The following is a 20,859-nucleotide window of genomic DNA, read 5'->3' on the forward strand; positions in this document are numbered from 1 at the left end:
GGCGATCGAACTGACGCGGATCACCTTTCCCTATCTGCTGCTGATCACGCTGGTGACGCTGTACGGCGGCATGCTGAACGTCATGCATCGCTTTGCGAGCGCGGCGGCGGCCCCGATCTTCCTCAACCTGTCGATGATCATGACGCTGGCGCTCGCCGCCTTTTTCCCGAGCGCCGGCCATGCGGCGGCGTGGGGCGTGCTGATCTCCGGCTTCCTTCAGGTTTTTCTGCTGGCCGGCGATCTCGGCCAGCATGGCGGATTGCCGCGGTTCTCGCCGCTCGAACTGAGCGACGACATCAGATCGTTTTTTCGCGCGCTTGGGCCCGCGACCGTGGGCTCGATGGGCACGCAACTGGCGATGTTCGCCGACACCATCATCGCGACCTTTCTCCCGACCGGGGCGCTGTCGGCGCTGTATTACGCCGATCGGCTCAACCAACTGCCGATTGGAGTGATCGGCATCGCCATCGGCACCGTGCTGCTGCCGGAAATGTCGCGGCGGATCACGGGCGGCGATCATGAGGGTGCGACGGCGTCGCAGCGCCGGGCGTTCGAGTTCACGCTGTTGTTTTCGATGCCGTTCGTCGCGGCGTTCCTCACCGTGCCGGATGTCATCATGCGAGCGATGTTTGCGCGCGGCGCGTTTTCCGCAGCCGATGCCGCTGCCGCGGGAGCGACGCTGTCCGCCTACGCCGTCGGCCTCATCCCTTTCGTGCTGATCCGCAGCGCGGTCGCCACGTTCTACGCGCGCAAGAACACCGCGACGCCCGTGAAAGCCTCGCTCACCGGGATCGGGGTTAATCTCGCGCTCAAGGTCGCCTTGATGGGCTCGCTGGCGCAGGTCGGTCTCGCATTGGCCACCGCCGTCGGCGCCTGGGTCAATCTTCTGCTCGTGATCGGATTTGCGGTGCGGGCAGGATACTTCGAGATTGACCGTTCGTTGCGAGTCTCGCTCGGAAAATTCCTTGTTGCGGGCCTGGTGCTCGCGGCGGCGTTGGGGCTGACCGCGCACGTCGCCTATGCGCAGTTTGCGCAGTGGAGCACGATGCGCGACGAAGCGGCTCTTGGATTACTGATCGTCGTCGGCGCGCTCGTCTATGCGGGCGTGATCCTGCTGCTGTTCGGCCCGCGCTGGCTGAGGTCGCTGGTGCGGGGCTAGCCTCGTGGGGCTGCCCTGCAGTATAACGACCCTGCAACGGCGGAGATCATATGGCTCCCGTGAAATTCGGCATCGGCCAGAGCGTCCGGCGCAAGGAAGACGACGCGCTTATTCGCGGCAAAGGCCGCTATACCGACGACCATGCGCCGCCCGGTGCGTTGCATGCGTTGATGCTGCGCTCGCCGCACGCCCATGCGACCTACAGGATCGATGCGTCGCGCGCCCGTGGCCTGCCGGGCGTTGCCCTGATCCTCACCGCGGCCGACGTCGCAGACCTCGGCGGCTTGCCCTGCCAGTTCAACCTTCCGGACCAGCCCTTCACCGCGCCGCCATATCCGATCCTTCCCCGCGACGAGGTGCGGCACGTCGGCGACGCCGTTGCTTTCGTGGTGGCCGACACCGTCGAGCACGCGCGCGATGCGCTCGAGGCGATCGAGGTGGAGTGGAGGCCGCTCGCCTCGGTGGTGGGTGTCGCCAATGCCGTGAAGAAGGAAGCGCCTCAGGTCTGGCCCGATCACGCGGGCAATCTTCTGTTCGACGTTTCGATCGGTGACAAGAATGCGACTGACGCCGCATTCGCCGGTGCGCATGCGGTGGCGGAAATCTCGATCGTCAATCCGCGCGTCGTCACCAACTACATGGAGACGCGCGCCGCCGTCTGCGAATACGACGCGAGGCGCGATCGCCTGGCGCTGACGGTCGGCAGTCAGGGCAGCCATCGGCTGCGCGAGATTCTTTGCCGCTCCGTGCTGAAGATTCCGACCGAAAAGATGCGCGTGATCTGCCCCGATGTCGGCGGCGGATTCGGCACCAAGCTGTTTCCCTATCGCGAATACGCCCTGATCGCGGTGGCCTCGAAAAAACTTCGCAAGGCGATCAAATGGACGGCCGAGAGATCGGATCATTTCGTTGGTGACTCGCAAGGTCGCGACAATGTCACGACCGCGCGCATGGCGCTTGCGCAAGACGGCAGGTTCCTCGGCATGGATGTCGACCTGATGGGCGACATGGGAGCCTATCTCTCCACCTTCGGTCCCTACATTCCCTATGGCGGAGCGGGGATGCTGCCGGGCCTTTACGATATCCAGGCGTTTCATTGCCGCGTCCGCGCCGTGTTCACCAACACCGTGCCGGTGGATGCCTATCGCGGCGCGGGCCGTCCCGAAGCGGCCTATGTGGTGGAGCGTCTTGTCGATGCCGCGGCGCGCAAGCTCGGCATGACGCCGGACGCCATCCGACGCAGGAATTTCATTTCGCCGAAAGCGATGCCGTACAAGACGGCGACCGGCAAGGTCTATGACTCCGGCGATTTCGCAGCGCATATGAAACGCGCCATGGAGATCGCAAACTGGAAGGAATTTCCGAAGCGGGCGAAGGCTGCGAAAAAGCGGGGTCTGGTTCGCGGCATCGGGCTTGCAACCTATGTCGAGGTTTGCGGCACGATGGGGCGGGAGCGGGCCGACGTGCGGCTCGACGCAGCCGGTGACGTTACCGTGCTGATTGGCACGCAGTCGAGCGGGCAGGGCCATGCCACCGCCTATGCGCAGATCATCGCCGATCAGTTTGGACTGCCGCCGGAACGAATTCATATGATCCAGGGCGACACCGACGTGGTCGTCTCCGGTCTCGGCACCGGCGGATCGAGTTCGATTCCCTCCGGCGGCGTCAGCGTCGAGCGGGCAACCCGCAAGCTCGGCTCCCAGCTCTGCGAGATCGCGTCCGAGGCGCTCGAAACCAGCTCGGCCGATCTCGAAATCAGCGACGGCTCGGTTCGTATCGCGGGCACCGACCGTTCCATTTCCTTCGCCGATCTCGCAAAGCACGCTGCCGATCCCTCGAAGCTGACAGCCAACGAGAGTTTCAGCAGCGCCGACGGCACCTATCCGAACGGCACCCACGTCGTGGAAGTCGAGATCGACCCGGCGACCGGAAAGATCGGGTTGATCAACTATGTCGTCGTCGACGATTTCGGCATGACGTTGAATCCGCTTCTGCTGGCGGGACAGATCCATGGCGGCGCCATGCAGGGCATCGGCCAGGCTCTGATGGAGCAGGCGGTCTACGATGCCGCGGACGGGCAGCTCATCACCGGTACGTTCATGGATTATGCGCTGCCACGCGCGGCCGACGGCGCCTCGATCACGTTTGAGACCCGCAACGTTCCCTGCACCACCAATCCTCTCGGGGTGAAGGGAGCGGGCGAAGCCGGCGCCATCGGCTCCTGCCCGGCGGTGGTCAATGCCATCATCGACGGCCTGTCGCGCGAATATGGAATCGACCACATCGACATGCCGGCCACGCCGGAGCGGGTCTGGACGGCTATCCACACGCGCCAGCGCCAGATTTAGCAACACGACGACGTCCCTGCTTGCGTGGGGACGACCGACATCTGGACGATTTCGACCAGTAGGTCCGTTAAAAAGCGTAGAGCGGCTACTTCGTGACCTGCCCGCGGATTTCGCCGCCCGGATGGGCCGCTGTATGGACGTTGACGTAATATTTGCCGGCCAAAAGGTCGGCGGCTTGCGCGTCGGTCAGCGTGGCGCTGCCTTCGGCGGGGCTGGACGTCGCATTCGGGATTGTAACCGCAATGCCCGCGTTGTGGCCGACGGCTGCCGGACCATGAAAATGGGCGGCCGTCGCCGGGCCGGTCAGACCCGAATAGGTCAGCTTCCAGGTCAGTTTTTTGGTCGCGGGATCGTAATTTGCCTCGACCGTCCCCGTGCCCTTGCTGGTATTGGCCGGTACTTCGGATGCGCCGTTCAGGGTTGCTTTCAGCGTTTCAGCAGACGCCTGGCTCGCCAACCCGACGGCGGCAGCGAAAGCGAGTGTGATGAGAGAAATCTTGGCGGCTTTCATCGGTTTCTCCTGATCATGTTCGGGCAGGCGCGAGCTTTAACCGCGCGTACCACGGTTTGTTCCAGATGCAGGAGCGGCTAGTGTGATGGTTCAGAAGTTTGCTTCATTGCCCAATCGGGTCCGTCAAGCGAACTTCCGAACCTAAACCACACTAGAATCATAAAGTTACTAGTGTCCCTTTGATTCCGAAGTTCGCATCAAAGAGTGCTGCAAGGGTATGCGAACTTCGCAATCGGGACACTAGCTGGTTCCGAACGCCTTGAAAGTGATGATGGTGTGGGTGTCCTGAATGCCCGGAATGACCTGCACCTTCTCATTCACGAAGTGCCCGATATCGGTGTCGTTATCGACGTAGAATTTCGCCAGCAGATCGTAGTCGCCGGCGGTGGAATAGATCTCCGAGGCGATCTCGGCCTCCGCGAGAGCGTTGGCGACGGCATAGGATTGGCCGAGCTTGCACTTGAACTGGACGAAGAAAGGAACCATCGCGTATCTCCGGAAGACGTCAACTTGCAATATAACGCTTTCGGGCCGCGTGAATACCGAGCCAGCCGAAAAATCCAACCGACCGTCGACTGAGAAGAGACATCCGGCGTCCGGCGCGCGCCTATGCCTGCCGTGAATGAATAACTATGCTGTGCAATCCGACGACCCTGGCGCGAGAATACGAATGACAGTTCCGATTGCCTTGACCATCGCCGGATCCGACTCCAGCGGGGGGGCGGGAATCCAGGCCGACCTCAAGACATTCGCGGCGTTCGGAATCTATGGCGCGTCCGTTATCACGGCTCTGACGGCGCAGAACACGCGAGGGGTGTCGGGGATTCATCATGTGCCGGCGGATTTCGTGACCGCGCAGATCGATGCGGTGTTCGGCGATCTCGACGTCGGAGCCGTCAAGATTGGCATGGTCGCGGATACCGCCGTGATCGGCGCCATCGCCGGCGGCCTCTCGCGCTGGTCGCCCGCGCATGTGGTGCTCGATCCGGTGATGGTCGCGACGTCGGGGGCGTGCCTGCTGGAGCGCGATGCGGTGGAGGCGTTACGGAGCAAACTTGTTCCGCGTGCGCAATTGATAACGCCGAACCTGCCGGAAGCCGCGGTGCTGCTTGACGAAGCCGTCGCCGAAAGCGAGAGCGACATCTCGCGGCAGGGGCATCGCCTGCTGGCGCTCGGCTGTGCGGCGGTCCTGATCAAGGGCGGGCACGGCCGTGGCGCGGAGAGCATCGACTATCTCGTCACCCACGACGGGATGCTGGCTCTTGCTGCTCCGCGCATCGCGACGAAAAACACCCATGGCACGGGCTGTTCGCTGTCGTCGGCCATCGCAGCCGGCCTTGCGAAAGGCGACGACACTGAACCCGCCGTGCGCGTCGCGAAGACTTACATCACCGAAGCGATCGCGGCGGCGGACCGGCTCGGCGTCGGTCACGGTCATGGACCGATCCACCATCTCCACAGGCTGGATCACGACTGACGGACGTCGCTATCCGTCAGGAAAAGAATGCGATCTTCTCGGCCTGGGTCATGCGCCGGATCGGCGCCAGCGGATCGGACCGGGTCGTGGCGCGCGGGACAATGCCGCTCTCCAGCAGCGACGCGCCGAGCGAGGGCGACGCGTCAATCTCGGGAATGGCTTCGGACGCCGGGACAGGACTTGCGTCAGAGCCGCCCGCGGCGGGCTCGGGAGCTTGCTGCGTTTCGGCAATCGCCGGATCGCCGATGGCGGCATCCACGGTTTCCGGTTCGTCGAAATCGGGCGCGCCCATTTCAAGAGCGATCATGTCGAGCACGGCATCGTCATGCGCCGTGTCCTGCTCGCTCACGCTAGCGGCCGACAATTGTTCGCTATGGATTTCCGCTCTTGCTGCATCGACCCCCGCTTCGGATGCGGAAGCCGCGGTTTCCGGTTCAACACCGGAGTCCGTCACCGTTTCACAGAAATGGGGAGGAACTCCAGATTCTTGATTCGATACGTTTTCTTCACGTGAACCGGATTCCACGTCGCCCGAATACGCTGCTATGCCGGCATCGGCTGTCGCTTGCTGCGGCAGCGCGACGTCCTCAGGCGGGGCGGGACCTTCGTCAACGGTTGCCGCAGGCGAGGACACAGTTTCCGCGCGGGGAGGTGAGGGCGTCTCACCAGGTGGGTCCGACAATTCGTGGAGCGCCGACTCGATCAACCCGAACACAACTTGCAGCGCCGCGGAATCGTCTCTGGCGGCGAGTTGTTCGTAAACGGCGTTGATCACGCCGGCCTGCGAATCGAGGATGTCGCAAATCCGGCTGTCGCCGCCGATCTCGCGCCACCGCCACGAGATTTCGCGGATGATGCGAACGCCCTTCTCGATCGGGACCAGCGTATCGTCCATGATCCGCTTGTCGAATGACGCGGCTGCGGTGGCTTTCGCTTCGGCGACGCTAGCCTTGATCGCGGCGAGCGCCTTGGGCAGCGCGTCGCTGGTTGATGCCTGCTGCTGGGCGGCGACGGTCTGCTCGATGCGTGCAACGGCATCGAGCACCATGGCGGTATCCGCGTTGCGGTTACGCCTGGCGTATTCGGTCAGAAACCATCGGCCCCGCGACGTTTCCATGAAGGCTTCACGAATGGCGTCGAAGTCCGCAGCGCTGGGCGGTGCAGCGCTTGCGGACATCGGCGACAGGGCAAAAGCTTCATCGGCCATGGCAAACTCGTCGCGCAAATCATTGTGCGCAACTGTAACGATCACCATGATCCGCCGCGAATCGCAATTGAATTGACGCCGTCCGAATCAGAAATCCCCATCCCGTCGCATCCGGAACGGCAAGTGATTCGCTGTGTGGAGGCTTTATGAGCCGGCGGGCGCGCAACCTTCTGGACGCTTGTGCCGGCCGGCGGATCAGCCCCAGAGCGCGGCGTCGGGCGGATAGATGGTGCTGCCCTCGTAGCGGAGACCGCCGCTGCGATCCCTGGCCAGCAACAGCGGACCGTCAAGATCGACGAAACGGGCCTGCTGAGCGAGCAGCATGGCGGGCGCCATCGACAGTGAGGTCGCGACCATGCAGCCGACCATGATCTCGAAACCCAGCGCTTGCGCCGCATCAGCCATGGCGAGGGCCTCGGTCAGACCACCGGTCTTGTCGAGCTTGATGTTGATGGCGTCGTAGCGTTCGCGAAGACCGTCGAGCGAGGCGCGGTCATGGACGCTTTCATCGGCGCAGATGCTGATGACCCTGCGCATTTGCGCCAGCGCCGCGTCTTTGCCTGCGGGAAGCGGTTGCTCGACAAGCGTGACGCCTGCAGCTTCGCAGGCCGCCAGGTTCCGCTCCAGGTTCTCAAGCGTCCATGCCTCGTTGGCGTCGACGATCAGCTCCGATTCCGGCGCATGTTTGCGCACGGCTGCGATGCGTTCGGGATCGCCGTAGCCGCCGAGCTTGATCTTGAGGAGCGGGCGGCGGGCGGCCTTTGCGGTTGCGGCCGCCATGGCCTCAGGCGAGCCGAGCGAGATCGTGTAGGCGGTGGAGCGAGGGGTAGGGGCCGGGCGATCCAGCAGCGTCCAGATCCGCTGGTCGCGGCATTTGGCTTCAAGGTCGCACAGTGCGCAGTCCAGCGCATTGCGGGCCGCGCCTGCCGGCATGAGGGAGGCCAGGGATTGGCGATCCAGACCCGCGGCGACAGGCTCCTGCATTGCGAGAAGGCTGGCAACAACGCCTTCCGGAGTTTCACCATAGCGGGCGTATGGAACGCATTCTCCGCGTCCGGTGTGTCCGTTCCGGCTGATCTCGGCGACGACCACGATGGCTTCGGTCTTTGCCCCGCGGCTGATCGTGAAACGGCCCGCGATCGGCCAGCGCTCGATGCCGCATCGCAATGTGGTTGCGTCGTTCTGCGTCGTTTTCAAATTGGGCAAGTCCGAAATGGGGATTGGCAAGTTCGAAATGAGCAAATCTGAATGAGGCGAGCGCGAAACCAGGCAAGCGCGAAACCAGGCAAGTCCGAATGCATCGCGGCCGGCTGTGATAGAGAGAGATATCGCACCACGAGTCGCTGACGTCATGTTAAAAGGACGTCATGTCAAAAACTTTATTTTGATAGTGGCAGAGATTCGGGCCGGGAGCTGGTTTTGGGTAACAGCCCTACACTGCAGCAGATCGCGCGAGGCGATGGTCTGGCGCTCTGTGCGGCCGGCCCCTGGACGGCGCGCTTCGCGCCTGCTCTGGAGCGGATGGTTGCGGATGCGGAAAAACTGGCCGGCAGCCGGCCCGGTGTCTTCATCGACGTTTCGCAAATCTCGGGACTCGACACGTTTGGCGCATGGCTGATCGAACGCCTGCGCCGCAATCTGACGCAAGGCGGCATCGAGGCAACGATTGCGGGGCTTTCGGTGAATTATTCAAGCCTGGTCGACGAGGTCCGCCGCGTTCCGGCCTCTGCGGCTCTGGCGGCGGCTCGCCAAAGCGCGTTGACCGGCCTGATCGAGGACGTCGGGCGCAACGTCGTCGGGTTCGGAACGACGCTGACCGGCCTCATCGCCATGCTGGGCGCGGTGTTGACGGCCTGGGGCCGGGTCGTGCGTCATCCGCGATCGTTTCGCCTGACCTCGACGGTTCATCATCTCGAACAGGTTTGCTGGCGCGCGGTTCCGATCATTGTCCTCATCACCTTCCTGATTGGCTGCATCATCTCGCAGCAGGGCATTTTTCATTTCCGCAAATTCGGCGCGGACATCTTCGTGGTCGACATGCTTGGCGTCCTGGTGCTGCGCGAGATCGGCGTGCTGCTTGTTGCGATCATGGTGGCCGGCCGCTCCGGCAGCGCCTACACCGCCGAACTCGGCTCCATGAAGATGCGCGAGGAAATCGATGCGCTGCGCACCATGGGCTTCGATCCGATCGAGGTGCTGGTTCTGCCGCGGATGCTTGCGCTGGTGATCGCGCTGCCGATCCTGGCGTTTCTCGGCGCGATCGCCGCGCTCTATGGGGGTGGCCTGGTGGCGTGGCTTTACGGGGGTGTTCAGCCCGAGGCATTTCTCATCAGGTTGCGCGATGCGATCTCGATCGATCACTTCATCGTCGGCATGATCAAGGCGCCGGTGATGGCGGCCGTGATCGGGATCGTCGCCTGTGTCGAGGGGTTCGCCGTGGAAGGCAGCGCTGAATCGCTCGGACGTCGCACCACGTCGTCGGTCGTGAAGGGGATATTCTTTGTCATCGTGATGGATGGCCTGTTTGCGATCTTCTTCGCCACGATCGGGATGTAGGAATGGCTGGTGAGATAGCCGATTCCGTCATCCGCGTCCGCGACGTCTCGGTCCGGTTCGGCACCACGAAGGTCCTTGACGGCTTGAGCCTGGATGTGAAGCGCGGCGAGATCCTCGGCTTCGTCGGCCCATCGGGTGCAGGCAAGTCGGTGCTCACGCGCACGATCATCGGGCTTGTGCCGAAGATCGGCGGTTGCATCGAAGTGTTCGGGGTCGATCTGGAAACCGCTGACGTGACGGCGCGGCGGGCGGTCGAGCGCCGTTGGGGCGTGTTGTTTCAGCAGGGGGCGCTGTTTTCGTCACTGAACGTCCGTCAGAACATCCAGTTTCCGATGCGGGAATATCTCGATGTTTCGCAAGCCCTGCTCGACGAGATCACGATCGCCAAGCTCGGCATGGTGGGACTGGGGCCTGAGGTTGCGGGCCGCTTTCCTTCTGAGTTGTCCGGCGGGATGATCAAGCGGGTGGCGTTGGCGCGCGCGCTGGCGCTCGACCCAGAACTGGTCTTTCTTGACGAGCCGACGTCGGGCCTCGATCCGATCGGGGCGGGGGATTTTGATGATCTGGTGCGGACGCTGCAGCGAACTTTGGGGTTGACGGTTTTCATGGTAACCCATGACCTGGACAGCCTTCATACAGCTTGCGACCGCATTGCCGTTTTAGGGAACGGTAAGATCATTGCGGCAGGATCGATGGCCGATATGCTGGCCTCGCAGCATCCCTGGCTGAAAGCCTATTTTCACGGCAAGCGCGCCCGCGCCGTCGTGGGCTGAGCGGTACCGGAGCGGATTGATGGAAACGCGGGCGAACTTCGTCCTGATCGGGTCGTTCACGCTTGCAGTGATCGCGGCCGCGTTTGGTTTCGTTCTCTGGTTTCAGAGTCTCCACACCACCAAGGCGCGCAGCGCGCTTCGTATCGTGTTCGAGGGCTCGGCTTCGGGCCTGCGCAACGGCGGCAGCGTGAATTTCAACGGCATTCGCGTTGGCGAGGTGGTGTCGGTCAAGCTCGACGACCCTCGCCGCGTCGTTGCGCTTACGATGGTCGAAAACGCTGCTCCGATCCGGAAGGACACCCGGGTCGGGCTCGAATTCCAGGGACTGACCGGCGTTGCTGCGATTTCACTCAGGGGCGGCGAGGTTGCGGCACCGCCCGTGCCACTCGATCAGGATGGCGTTCCGGTCTTGACCGCCGACCCGGCCGGCTTGCAGGACGTGACCGAGTCGATCCGCGCGACCTTGCAAAACGTCAATCGTGTTGTCGCGGAAAACCAGACGGCGATGAAGAACACGTTGCAGAACGTCGAGACCTTCACCGCCTCACTCGCTCACAACGCAGGGAAAATCGGCGACCTGGTGCAAAAAATCAACGACGTCATGAGCAAGGCCGACAGCGTCATGACCAAAACCGATGACCTGATGCTCGGCCTCAACGCCATCGCCGGCGGCAAGGGGGGCGGCGAATTGCTTCCGGCGGTGAAGTCGATTCGCGAGCTTGCCGACGACTTCAACAAGCGATCCGGCGCGCTGATGGCTGACGGCCGCCGCACCCTTGGCGACATCAGCCGCGCCGTCAACAATCTGGATCGCAATCCCACTCGCCTGCTGTTTGGCCCGAATGCCGCCAGCAATGCGGCCAGCGGCAGCCCGCCGGCTTCGTCGTCGGCGGCCCGCCCTCCGAGGCGGCCGTAAGGGCTGCCCAGAGCGTTTTCGAGCGAAGTGGAATCCGGTACGCTCGAAACGCTATAGCGCACGATCCTTGGACCGCCGGCCCGCCGCCGCACCGCTTCGTAACCGTAAAGCGGAGCCGCTATCCGAGCCGTCCCGCCGCATGGGCGAGCAGGGTATAGACCAGCCCGGTCTCCGACATCAGATGGTCGCGTATCAATGCGGGCTCGCGCTCGTCGCGCGCGACCTCGTCCAGAAGGCGCTCGAATTCGGCGATGTAGCGATCCGCCGTGTGCTTGAACGTGCGGTCGGTCCGGTATTTGCGGGCGACCTCGTCAAAGGCCTTTTGGCCTGCGGGCGTATAGAGACGCTTGGTGAAAGCCTTGCGCTCGCCGCGCTGGTAGCGATCCCACATCTCTCCGGCAAGATCGCTATCCATCAGGCGGCCGATATCGAGCGACAACGAGTCCAGCGGGTTCGCCGCCGCTTGTTGCGCAGCGCGTCCGCGCGGGTCGTTGCCGGCGGTATCGGCGCGATTCAGCAGATCGGACAGCCAGTCGTCGTCTCCGTGGCCGGCGTTCGCCGGGCTGGCCGGAAGGGGGTCCGTGCGACGGGGTGACGGAGTACCGAGATCGGGCGGCGGCAGGTTCGACGCGCTGCCGCTGTCACGCGTGCGGGGCGCAGGGCGCGCCGTCGTCGCGCCGCGGCTGCCGGCCGTCGCGGCTACCGGTTCTTCCTCTCGCTGCGAAGCCGATCGCCCGTTGCCGACCACGTCGAACCCGTGACCATGGCGTGCGACGATCCGGTTGAGTTCGGCAAGCGCTTCGATCTGATCGACGATCACCTTGCGAATCTGGGATGTGCTCTCGGCTGCTTCCTTCGGCATCTCAAGCACGCCGCGACGAAGGTCGTTGCGCGTTGCTTCCAGCTCCGTGTGCATCTCCGCGGTCATCTGCTTCATGTCCTGAATCAGGGCCGCGAACTTGTCGGCGGACCGCCGGAACATCGCGTTGGCTTCCTCGGTCGCCCGCTGGCAGATCTCGCTCATGGATTCGGATGTCAGGCGGCGCTCTTCCTCGGCTGTCGCGCGAACGGCCTCAAACTGACGGCTGATCGCAGCCGATCCGACGCCGGAGGTCTCGGCCACCACCCGTGCGATATCGCGTGCGCGCTCTTCGGCGGCGGCAAGCGACTCGTCAAGCAGGCTCGTAAACCGCGTCAGCCGCTGATCGAAATCGGTCGTCCGCGAGTCAATTGTCGCCACGAGCGATTCGAGCACGGATTTGCGTTCTTCGACCGACAATGCGGCGCTTCGGTTGCTCTGCTCGACCCGCGCGGCAGCTTCGACCAGAATGTTTCCGTGGGTCTCGAACTGGCTGGACAGCGAGCCCAGGTCGTCAAGAGCGTGGGAAGCCTTGGCGTTGAACACCGCCAGTTGCTCCTCCAGCGTCTGCGTCGCAAGGCCGTTTTGCGAGGTCACGTCCTTCATGGTCGATACGAAGTCGGCGACGCGCGTGACGAGCGCGCGTTCCAGCGAATTGAGATTTTCGTGCGCGCCGGTAAGGACTTCCTGAAGAAGGATGTTGCCCTCGCGCAGCCGCTCGAACAACGCGACCGTATCGGTGCGCAGTATCTTTCCGGTTTCCTGCATATCGGTGACGGCCGTGATGGATGCCTGCCGCGACTGCTCGATAGCGGAGCGCGACGCCTGCTCGAGATCCTTCATCGACTTGGTGATCGCGCCGGTCGCCAGCTCGCCTGCGTTGGTGATGGTGCGGACGACTTCGGAGCCGTTCGCAATGATCGACTGCGACAATGTCTGGCCCTTGACCTCGATCGACTTGAGAGCGTCGGCGGTGACCCGATCGATATCGGAGTTGAGTTGATCGGCCTTGCCGCCGAGAGCTTCGACCAGCGCTCCCCGCTTGCTGTCGATGATCTCCGAAAGACGATCCGTCTGCTGCTGGACATAGTTGACGATTTCGTCGGTTTTATCCGTGATCGCCGTGCCGAAGCTGCCGCTGGCGGCGAAAATCAGGCGCTCGGCATCGGCCGATACCGACTTGACCTTGTCGCTGACTTCATTCGACGCGGAGACGAGGGAGGTCTGCGCGTTCTGCGCGCTTGCCTGGATGATCTCCGTGGTATTCGCCGCGGCTGCGTGGAGGGTACGTTCGATGTCCAGAGAGATCGCCTTGATCTGGCTGGCGGAATCGGCGGAGCTCGTGGTGAGCGTGCTCTGGGCCTCACGCGCGCTGCCGAGGATCGTGGCGGCGGTGTTGGCGCCCGCCGCCGTCAACGTCCGCTCGACGTCGCCAGCTAGCGACTTGACGTGACTTGCGGCATCGGTGGAGGCGGTGGTGAGCGTGTTCTGGGCCTCGCGCGCGCTGCTCAGGATGGTTGCGGCGGAGTCGGTGCTCGCCGTCGTCAACATCCGCTCGATCTCGCCCGCCAGCGATTTGACCTGGCTTGCGGCATCGGTGGAGGCGGTGGTGAGCGTGCTCTGGGCCTCGCGCGCGCTGTTGAGGATGGCGGCGGCGGAGTCGGCGCTTACCGTCGTCAACGTCTGCTCGACCTCGCTCGCCAGCGACTTGACGTGGCTTGTGGCATCGGCGGAGGCGGCGGAGAGTGTGCTCTGCGCTTCGCGCGCGCTGCCGAGAATGGCGGCGGCCGTGTTGGTACCCACCGCCGTCATGGTCCGCTCGATGTCGCTCGCGAGCGATTTGACATGCGTCGCGGCGTCCGAGGACGCTTCGACCAGCGTGGTCTGCGCCGCGCGTGCGCCGGCGAGAACTGAATCCACGGTGCCGGTGCCGGCGGTGGACAGCATCTGCTCGATCTCCGCCGACAGGGATTTGACCTGGGTCGCTGTCTCGGCGGATGAGTTGATCAGCGTCATCTGCGCGCCGCGGGCGCTGTGGAGGATGGCGTCGGCGGCGGCGGTTCCGGCGGAGGTCAGCGCGCGCTCCACCTCGGTCGAGGTCAATTGCAGTTGGGCGCCCACCTCGGTCGAAACCGAAAGCAGGGACTGCTGGGCGGCGCGCGCGCCGGTCTGAATGGTTTCGCTGGTATTGACCACCAGATTGGTCAGCGAGCGCTCCGCGTCGTCGACATGAGACTTGATGCCATGCGACAGCTCCTCGGCCCGCGTCAGCAGAACCTCGCTGGCCTGCCGTCCGCTCGTCTCAAAGCGACCGGCCACGGCTTCGATCCGCGATCCGAGCAGGTCCTCGAACTGGGCGACGCGTGTTTCGATCGTGGTCGCGACAAAGCCGACACGCTCGTCGAGGCCATGATGGATTTGCTGGAATCTCGCCACGATCGTATCCGCGAGCAATTCGCTGCGATCGTCGATGGTTTTGGTCACTTCCGAGATGCGATCCTCGAGCGCTACGACGGCCTGCGTTGCGCCGTCGTTCAACGATGCTGCGAAGTGGACGAGGCGGCTTTCGATCGAGTCGATCGCGTGGGCGGTGCCATCGGACAGCGAGGAGGTCAGCGTGCCGAGCCGGCTGTCGATCGTTTCCGTGACCGATCTTGCGCGCGAGTCGAGTGTTTGCTCGAGCATCGCCATGCGGCCGCTGACGGATTCGTCGAACGAGCTGATTTTGGCATCGAACGAAGCGTCGAGGCTGGTGACGCGCGACTGGAGCGCGGTTTCGAACTGCGCCAGACGCTGATCCAGCACGGCGCTGATCTCGCCTCCGCTGGACGTCAGGCGCGAATCGAAGGTCTCGACATAGGCCTTCATGCTCCGGGTGATATCCTCGGTGCGCTGGCCCAGCCGATCGACGATCTCGCCGCCGAACGTTTTCACCGTGCGGTCGAATTCCGAGATGTGGCGGGTAATGAGCGCGCCGAGCGTGCCGCTGTCGCGTGCGAACTTCTCCGCGAGTTCAGCGCCCTGGTCTTTCATGAGCTGGTCGAACGCGCTCATCTGGAGGCTGAGCGTATCGTGCGCGGTTTCGGTCTGGGTGGCGACCTTGGCCACCAGCGTATTGACCGTGACGTCGAGGGCTTCGCCCGCCTTGTCGCCGCATGACAGAATCCGCGTCGCCAGCCGATTGCCGGCCTCGTCGATCTTGCCGGCGAGGTCGACGCCGCGTAGCTCAAGCTCCACCAGCAGGGAGTCGCTGGAACTCTTCAGCGAGTCATGAACCTGTTCGGTGCGGTCGGAAATTCCTTCGACAATGGACGCCGACTTTTGCTCGAAGTCGTTTGTGATCCGGTCGACCCGTTCAGTGAGCATCTCCTGGACGCGGTCGGCGAGATCGGAGAACTCGTCGTGGACGTGCCCGGTCTTGAAGTTGAGGCTGCTGGTCAGGCGCTCGCTCGCGTCGAGTACCGCGCGCGCTGTCTCGGCGCTGGCTTCCTCAAGCCGATCGAGCAGGTCGCCGCCGCGTTCGCCGAGGGCGAGGATCATATTGTCGCCGGCATTGCTGAGCGCCGTCGTGATGTGCTCGCCGCGCTCTTCCAGCGCACCGGTAATGCCTTTTGCAACCTCGTCGACGCGTGCGGCGATGGCATCGCTGATCAGTGCGATATCGTGTCGCAGGTCGATCTGGACCCCCGAAATGGCGCTGCGGACCTGCTCGGCCTGGCCGACGAGATTGTCGCGCTGGAGCGCGATATCCTGAAGCAATGCGCGAATCCGCACTTCGTTGTCGGAATAGGCGCGTTCCAGTGCGGCGACCTCGTTGGCGACCAGGGCTTCCAGTTCGCCGGCGCGCGCAATGGCGCGCTCGACGCCGTCGCCCATCGCGGCGACTTCGCGCCGGATCGCCTGTCCAACCGTCACCACCGAGTCGCTGGCGAGGCCCTCCGGCTCGGAGAACCGGATGGCCACCTGCGCCATTGACTGCGCGATCATGCGGAGTTCCTGACCGCGCCAGGCCAGGCTTGCTAAAAAGTAGAACAGCAGCACGGGAGCAAAAAACAGGGCGATCAGGCCGGCGAGGGCGAGCATGCCGCCGCTGCCCTGGCCCATCGCGGCCTGCAGCGAAGGCAGGAAGCTGATGGTCAGAAAGCCGGCGCCGAGAATCCAGATGCCCGCGAAAAGCGAGGCGAGCGTATAGATATTGCGGGCGGGGCGGCCCTGCTGGATCGCCTGGAGAATCTGTCCGATCGTTTCGCGGTCGTCGTTGGCGGGCCGCCGCGTGAAGAGTGGTGCCTCGTCTTCGGCAGCGCCGAATTCAGAGGCGCCGAACGGCGGCCGGTCCGTGGTGGCGCGGGGGTCAAATCCGTCCTCACCGTGGATCGCGGGGGCGAAGGGGCTGAGGTCGGTGCGGGTCTGGTCCGGATTGCCCGCTGACGCCTCACCGACGTTCAGCGCCTCCTGAATGGCAGAAAGAGCGACCTCCGTTGGATCTTTGATCTTCTTGGGATTGTTCGCCATGTCAGTCCACGCCCTCGTGTTTAGCAACCCGCAAGTTCGCGTCGCGCTGCAAGTCCGGTCGCCGACGCCGAGCCCCAAGCCGGTTTTCCGGACGCGGCCGCCGCCATCGCCCGTCTTGTCGGTCACTTCCCTCCAACATCCTATTGGCTTGGCGTCTCGAATGAAATGGGAGTGATTAATACAATTTTAATCATTCTTAATCATCGTTAACGGCGGGCTGCGAACCGCTTCGAACTCCGAAATAATTGATGGCAGGTCGGATTTCGCCGGAGTCTCGCCGACCCCCGCGATCCGTACGCGAAACGTTCCGTTAACCAGTACCGTGATTGGCTGGGCGGCAGGCCGCGCGGCAGCTTATTCTGACAGCGGCCCCGGATTGCAGCAATGCCGTATTTTCTTGAGCAGGTTGCCTGGATGCCGTCGCCGCCACTGGTTCCTGACGATGGCCCGATCGATTTCGACCATCTCCGCCGCATGACGCTTGGCGATAGCGGTCTGGAGCGCGAGGTTTTGGCCATGTTCGCAGGCCAGGCAGCGTCGCTCGCCGCCGCCCTGGCGCAAACCCCGGCGGACTCCGTGGCCCTTGCGCACAAGCTGAAGGGCTCGGCGCGGGCGATCGGCGCGGTTCACGTCGCGGCCGCGGCCGCCGATCTGGAGACTGCTTTGCGCAACGGCGCCGATACGCAGGAGCCACGGGCGGCGCTGGATCATGCCATCAGCCGGGCCCGCGAAGCGATCGACACGATCCTGCGCCGCTCCTGAGGCCGCCGGCGATCCCTGACGAATAGCCTGCCTTTTTGCGCCGAACGCTGGCGCTGGCCGGATCGTTTCGTTATAGGACAGCCGAACCGTTCCTCATGAGATCTACGTTCGGCAGCACTGCACCCATGACCAAGATCAATTTTGTCGACCATTCCGGCGAAACCCGTACCGTTGACGTCGAGAACGGCGCGACCGTCATGGAGGCGGCGATTCGCAATGCCGTTCCGGGCATCGAGGCCGAATGCGGCGGCGCCTGCGCCTGCGCCACCTGTCACGTCTATGTCGACGAGGCCTGGACCGACAAGGTCGGCAAGCCGACGCCGATGGAAGAGGACATGCTCGACTTCGGCTACGATGTGCGGCCGAATTCGCGACTGTCGTGCCAGATCAAGGTGAGCGATGAACTCGATGGCCTCGTGGTCATGACGCCGGAACGGCAGGCCTAGACACCTCTCACCAGCAGACAACCGCCGCCGGCATCGTCTGGCGCGGTCTGAAATATTTGAACGGAAAAGAATTTCGATATGAGCGAAGCGATCAAGACGGATGTGTTGATTATCGGTGCGGGCCCTTGCGGACTGTTCGCGGTGTTCGAACTGGGTCTGCTCGATATGAAAGTGCATCTTGTCGACATCCTGGACAAAATCGGCGGACAGTGCGCCGAGCTTTATCCGGAGAAGCCGATCTACGACATTCCCGGCATTCCGCTGGTGACCGGCCAGGGCCTCACCGAGGCGCTTTTGGAGCAGATCAAGCCGTTCGACCCGACATTCCATCTCAACGAGATGGTGGAAAGCATCGAGAAGATCGGCGACCCGGGATTCCGCGTCACCACCGACGCCGGCAAGGTATTCGAGTGCAAGGTCGTCGTAGTCTCGGCAGGCGGCGGCTCGTTCCAGCCGAAGCGCCCGCCGGTGCCCGGCATCGAGGCTTATGAAAACACCTCGGTGTTCTACGCCGTGCGCAAGATGGAGCAGTTTCGCGACCGGGATATCCTGATCGTCGGCGGCGGCGATTCCGCGCTCGACTGGACGCTCAACCTGCATCCGCTCGCGAAGCGCATCACGCTTTTGCACCGCCGTGACGATTTTCGCGCCGCGCCCCATAGCGTCGAGCAGATGCGCAAGCTGGTCGCCGACGGCAAGATGGATCTGAAGATCGGTCAGGTCACCGCGCTGGAGGGCGCGGACGGACAACTCTCCGCCGCGCAGGTGAAGGGCAGCGACAACGCGATGTCGACGATCAGTTGCGATACCATGCTGCCGTTCTTCGGGCTGACGATGAAGCTCGGGCCCGTCGCGAACTGGGGGCTTCAGCTTGAGAACAACCTGGTCCCGGTGGAGACGGCGTCGTTCGAGACCAACGTGCCGGGTATTTTCGCGATCGGCGACATCAACACCTATCCCGGCAAGCTGAAACTGATCCTCTCCGGCTTCCATGAGGGCGCGCTGATGGCGCAGAAGGCGCATCGCTACGTCTATCCGGATAAGCGACTGGTGTTCCAGTACACCACCTCGTCATCGAGCCTGCAGAAGAAGCTCGGGGTGAATTGAGGCCCCTGCAGCGTTTTCGAGCGAAGTGGATACCGGTTCGCGTGAGGAAAACGCGTCAAATCAAAAACATAGAGCTCCGCTTCTGATTCTGTCAGAAGCAGAAAGACTCTCGGGAATTCCTGAATGCTCAGATGACCGCTATTGCTGCGGCTGTATCGGGGCAGGCGGGGCCGGAGCCATCAGTGCAGGAGGCAGCGCGAGCGGCGGCAGCGGCTCGCCTGTCACGGTGCTCCCGTCGGCTGCATTGAGATGCAGTTCGGCCTCCACTGCCGGCATTGCCGCGTCAGCCATCGCGGCATGACCCTCGGCGGTCGGGTGGATCGCGCCGCCATACACCGCGGAGAGCAGGCCCCATGTCGCGTCGTGGATGTCGGAGGGTTGCATCGATGCGGGCAGCGCCTGCGGATACGTCATCGCCGTGAAGTAGCTGTCGTTGGCGTCGCGGATCCAGCGTGCGCGCGGCAGATAGGCGCGGAAGTCGCTCGCCGGCTGCCCGCAGGTCATGGGCTGCTGCGGCGCCGCTACGATGTCGCTGACGAAGCTGTCGCCCCTGGCCGAGAAACAGGCGCGGTCGAATTCGGGATCGTTGGCGGAGCGCGCGCAAAACCCGTGATCGGCGAAGTCAGCCTGATGCGCTGCGACGAACGTCATGCGGTCGCTGTCGGGATCGCGGCAGATTACGCCGGACTGGCAGAGCGCGATCGCCTTCAGCCGCGGCAGGAATTCGTTTTGGACGTAGCCTGTGACCTCGGCAAGCCGCCGCGGGTCGGCGTTGAACGAGGGATGCACGTCGAAGCCGGCCTTGCCGCCGGAGCAGGGCGCGCCGCCGTTGGCCAGCGCCGGGTTGGCGTAGGAGACGAACACCACGCGCGACAGGTCGTTGCCCACCAGAGGCTTCAACGCGGCGCGGAGCTTGCCGAAGGATTGCGGCAGGTCGCGCACCAGGCCAGATCGTGAATCGTCGACCGACTCGATCAGGCCGCCGCGCTTGAACAGCGCGCGCTCGGTCGGCGCGTCGACGATGACGTCGGAGACGAGGCCGGAGAAATTGATGTCGTTGGCGCCGATGGTGAGCAGCACGAGATCGAGCTTGCGGTCCGGCTGGCGACGCTTCGCGGCCGCAAGCGCGTCGCGCAGTTCGGCGACCTGGCCGTTGACGGTGCCCTGACACTTCGCCGAGGACAGGCATTCGCGTGCGCGCTGCGAGCCGAGCAGGCCGTCGGGAATACTGGCGCCGGTGCAGGCGAGCGGCAGGTAGGTCACGGCAATGTGCGGATACCGCACCGCCAGCGCAAGCGCGGTGCGGGTCTGGTAGCTGTAGAGCGAGCGATGGCAGGCCGCGTTCAGCCACAGCGCGCCATAGTGCTGCCAGGTCTGGAGCGGGCCGGCGGTACCGCAGGCGCGCCCGCCCTTGTATCCGGCGCGGCTCGGCCGGTAATACTCGTCCGCCGCGCCGCCGAGATAGGAACGGAAGCAGAAGCCCTCGTCCGACAGCGCGATGGCGCGGTCCGGATTGCCTTCGCCCGAGGCGATGGAATCGCCAAGACCGGCGATGAGGATGTCGCGCACCTTGATCTGGGTCATCAGGCGCTGCGGTGCGTCGCTCCCGCTCGTCACATCGACGGTGGCATTAGTGGCGCGGCCATAGCGAGCGCGGAAGTCGATTGGCTCGGCGCAGTCCTGCGTCGTGGTGCGCGGGCCGTCGCCGTCGTCGAACGACCAGGCGCACACCGCGCCGACCGGAATCGCGCCGGTCAGGCGCACGGTGACCGGATGCTCCGTCGGCGTGAGGTAGCTTTCCTTGATCTTGTCTCGGGTGCAGGGTTCGCTGATATGGCCGCCGAGATCGATGCAAAGCCGGTTCACGGCGTTGCGGGCCCAGCCGCGGCCGTCGCTTTGCAATTCCAGCGCCTGCTCGGCTGCGAGGATGCTCTGATTGCGTTCGGCGGCGACGTGGATCTGAAAGTCGCGCTCCTCGCGGAACAGCCGGAAACGGTTACGGACCTCCCACGAAATCTCCATTCCGCCGGCAGGCTGGCTCTGGGCCGATGCGGCGGGACGGTATGGATCGGGCTCATCGGGCGCGGGCTGTGCGACCGCCTGTTGCACGGCGAGCATGCCGAGCAAAATCAAAGCGATCCGGGCGAAGGAGGACGTGCGGGTCATGAGCAGTTTTGACGCGATAGTTTTGGCGGAAATAAGAGGCTCGGCGTGGATCGCGGAGTT

Annotated in this window: 15 protein-coding genes; 9 read left to right on the forward strand and 6 right to left on the reverse strand. The window is 63.9% G+C overall.

The features are described from left to right. Together murJ and BGO16_RS09275 are read left to right on the forward strand one after the other, a co-directional pair. Positions 1 to 1,159 (forward strand): murein biosynthesis integral membrane protein MurJ (murJ, locus tag BGO16_RS09270; RefSeq protein WP_292618391.1); only part of this gene is annotated, 1,159 nt, incomplete at its 5' end. Positions 1,160 to 1,209: 50 nt separating this feature from the next. Next, a complete protein-coding gene (locus tag BGO16_RS09275) occupies positions 1,210 to 3,507 on the forward strand; it encodes a xanthine dehydrogenase family protein molybdopterin-binding subunit (RefSeq protein ID WP_292618392.1) in 2,298 nt (765 codons plus the stop codon). Positions 3,508 to 3,592: 85 nt separating this feature from the next. On the opposite strand, the gene BGO16_RS09280 is transcribed toward BGO16_RS09275, so the two are convergent. After that, positions 3,593 to 4,018, reverse strand: a complete 426-nt coding sequence (locus BGO16_RS09280; protein WP_292618394.1) for a CHRD domain-containing protein — start codon at positions 4,016 to 4,018, stop codon at positions 3,593 to 3,595. A 240-nt stretch (positions 4,019 to 4,258) separates the two neighbouring features. Then, positions 4,259 to 4,504: an Lrp/AsnC ligand binding domain-containing protein gene (locus tag BGO16_RS09285; RefSeq protein ID WP_292618395.1), complete on the reverse strand. Its 246-nt coding sequence runs from the start codon at positions 4,502 to 4,504 to the stop codon at positions 4,259 to 4,261. A gap of 184 nt (positions 4,505 to 4,688) precedes the next feature. On the opposite strand from BGO16_RS09285, the gene thiD reads away from it, so the two are divergent. Then, a complete protein-coding gene (gene thiD, locus BGO16_RS09290) occupies positions 4,689 to 5,495 on the forward strand; it encodes a bifunctional hydroxymethylpyrimidine kinase/phosphomethylpyrimidine kinase (RefSeq protein WP_292618396.1) in 807 nt (268 codons plus the stop codon). A 16-nt stretch (positions 5,496 to 5,511) separates the two neighbouring features. Here thiD and BGO16_RS09295 read toward each other — a convergent pair whose 3' ends face one another. After that, entirely contained in the window at positions 5,512 to 6,702 is a 1,191-nt protein-coding gene (locus tag BGO16_RS09295) for a hypothetical protein (RefSeq protein ID WP_292618397.1), read from the reverse strand. A 195-nt stretch (positions 6,703 to 6,897) separates the two neighbouring features. After that, positions 6,898 to 7,899 (reverse strand): N-acetyl-D-Glu racemase DgcA, encoded by a 1,002-nt coding sequence (gene dgcA / locus BGO16_RS09300; protein ID WP_292618398.1) that lies wholly within the window; start codon positions 7,897 to 7,899, stop codon positions 6,898 to 6,900. A 222-nt stretch (positions 7,900 to 8,121) separates the two neighbouring features. Here dgcA and BGO16_RS09305 point away from each other — a divergent pair, with 222 nt between their 5' ends. From BGO16_RS09305 to BGO16_RS09315, 3 genes are read left to right on the forward strand one after another with little or no spacing between them, the layout of a single operon-like run. Further along, a complete protein-coding gene (locus tag BGO16_RS09305) occupies positions 8,122 to 9,258 on the forward strand; it encodes an ABC transporter permease (protein WP_292618399.1) in 1,137 nt (378 codons plus the stop codon). 2 nt (positions 9,259 to 9,260) lie between these two features. Continuing rightward, positions 9,261 to 10,031, forward strand: coding sequence for an ABC transporter ATP-binding protein (locus BGO16_RS09310; protein ID WP_292618400.1), 771 nt, complete (start codon positions 9,261 to 9,263; stop codon positions 10,029 to 10,031). A gap of 19 nt (positions 10,032 to 10,050) precedes the next feature. Next, positions 10,051 to 10,947: an MlaD family protein gene (locus BGO16_RS09315; protein ID WP_292618401.1), complete on the forward strand. Its 897-nt coding sequence runs from the start codon at positions 10,051 to 10,053 to the stop codon at positions 10,945 to 10,947. Between the two features lie 118 nt (positions 10,948 to 11,065). Here BGO16_RS09315 and BGO16_RS09320 read toward each other — a convergent pair whose 3' ends face one another. After that, on the reverse strand, positions 11,066 to 16,318 hold the full coding sequence (locus BGO16_RS09320) for a methyl-accepting chemotaxis protein (protein ID WP_292618402.1): 5,253 nt from the start codon (positions 16,316 to 16,318) through the stop codon (positions 11,066 to 11,068). A 384-nt stretch (positions 16,319 to 16,702) separates the two neighbouring features. Here BGO16_RS09320 and BGO16_RS09325 point away from each other — a divergent pair, with 384 nt between their 5' ends. The 3 genes from BGO16_RS09325 to BGO16_RS09335 all read left to right on the forward strand — a co-directional run bounded on the left by BGO16_RS09325 (position 16,703) and on the right by BGO16_RS09335 (position 18,633). After that, positions 16,703 to 17,080, forward strand: a complete 378-nt coding sequence (locus tag BGO16_RS09325; protein ID WP_292618403.1) for an Hpt domain-containing protein — start codon at positions 16,703 to 16,705, stop codon at positions 17,078 to 17,080. A gap of 125 nt (positions 17,081 to 17,205) precedes the next feature. Further along, positions 17,206 to 17,526: a 2Fe-2S iron-sulfur cluster-binding protein gene (locus tag BGO16_RS09330; RefSeq protein WP_292618404.1), complete on the forward strand. Its 321-nt coding sequence runs from the start codon at positions 17,206 to 17,208 to the stop codon at positions 17,524 to 17,526. A 78-nt stretch (positions 17,527 to 17,604) separates the two neighbouring features. Next, positions 17,605 to 18,633 (forward strand): NAD(P)/FAD-dependent oxidoreductase, encoded by a 1,029-nt coding sequence (locus BGO16_RS09335; protein WP_292618405.1) that lies wholly within the window; start codon positions 17,605 to 17,607, stop codon positions 18,631 to 18,633. A 138-nt stretch (positions 18,634 to 18,771) separates the two neighbouring features. On the opposite strand, the gene BGO16_RS09340 is transcribed toward BGO16_RS09335, so the two are convergent. Then, positions 18,772 to 20,799, reverse strand: a complete 2,028-nt coding sequence (locus BGO16_RS09340; protein WP_292618406.1) for a hypothetical protein — start codon at positions 20,797 to 20,799, stop codon at positions 18,772 to 18,774. Positions 20,800 to 20,859: the final 60 nt, after the last annotated feature.

Origin of the sequence: Nitrobacter sp. 62-23 (assembly GCF_001897285.1) — a bacterium.
In the GTDB taxonomy this organism is placed as follows: Bacteria; Pseudomonadota; Alphaproteobacteria; order Rhizobiales; family Xanthobacteraceae; genus Nitrobacter.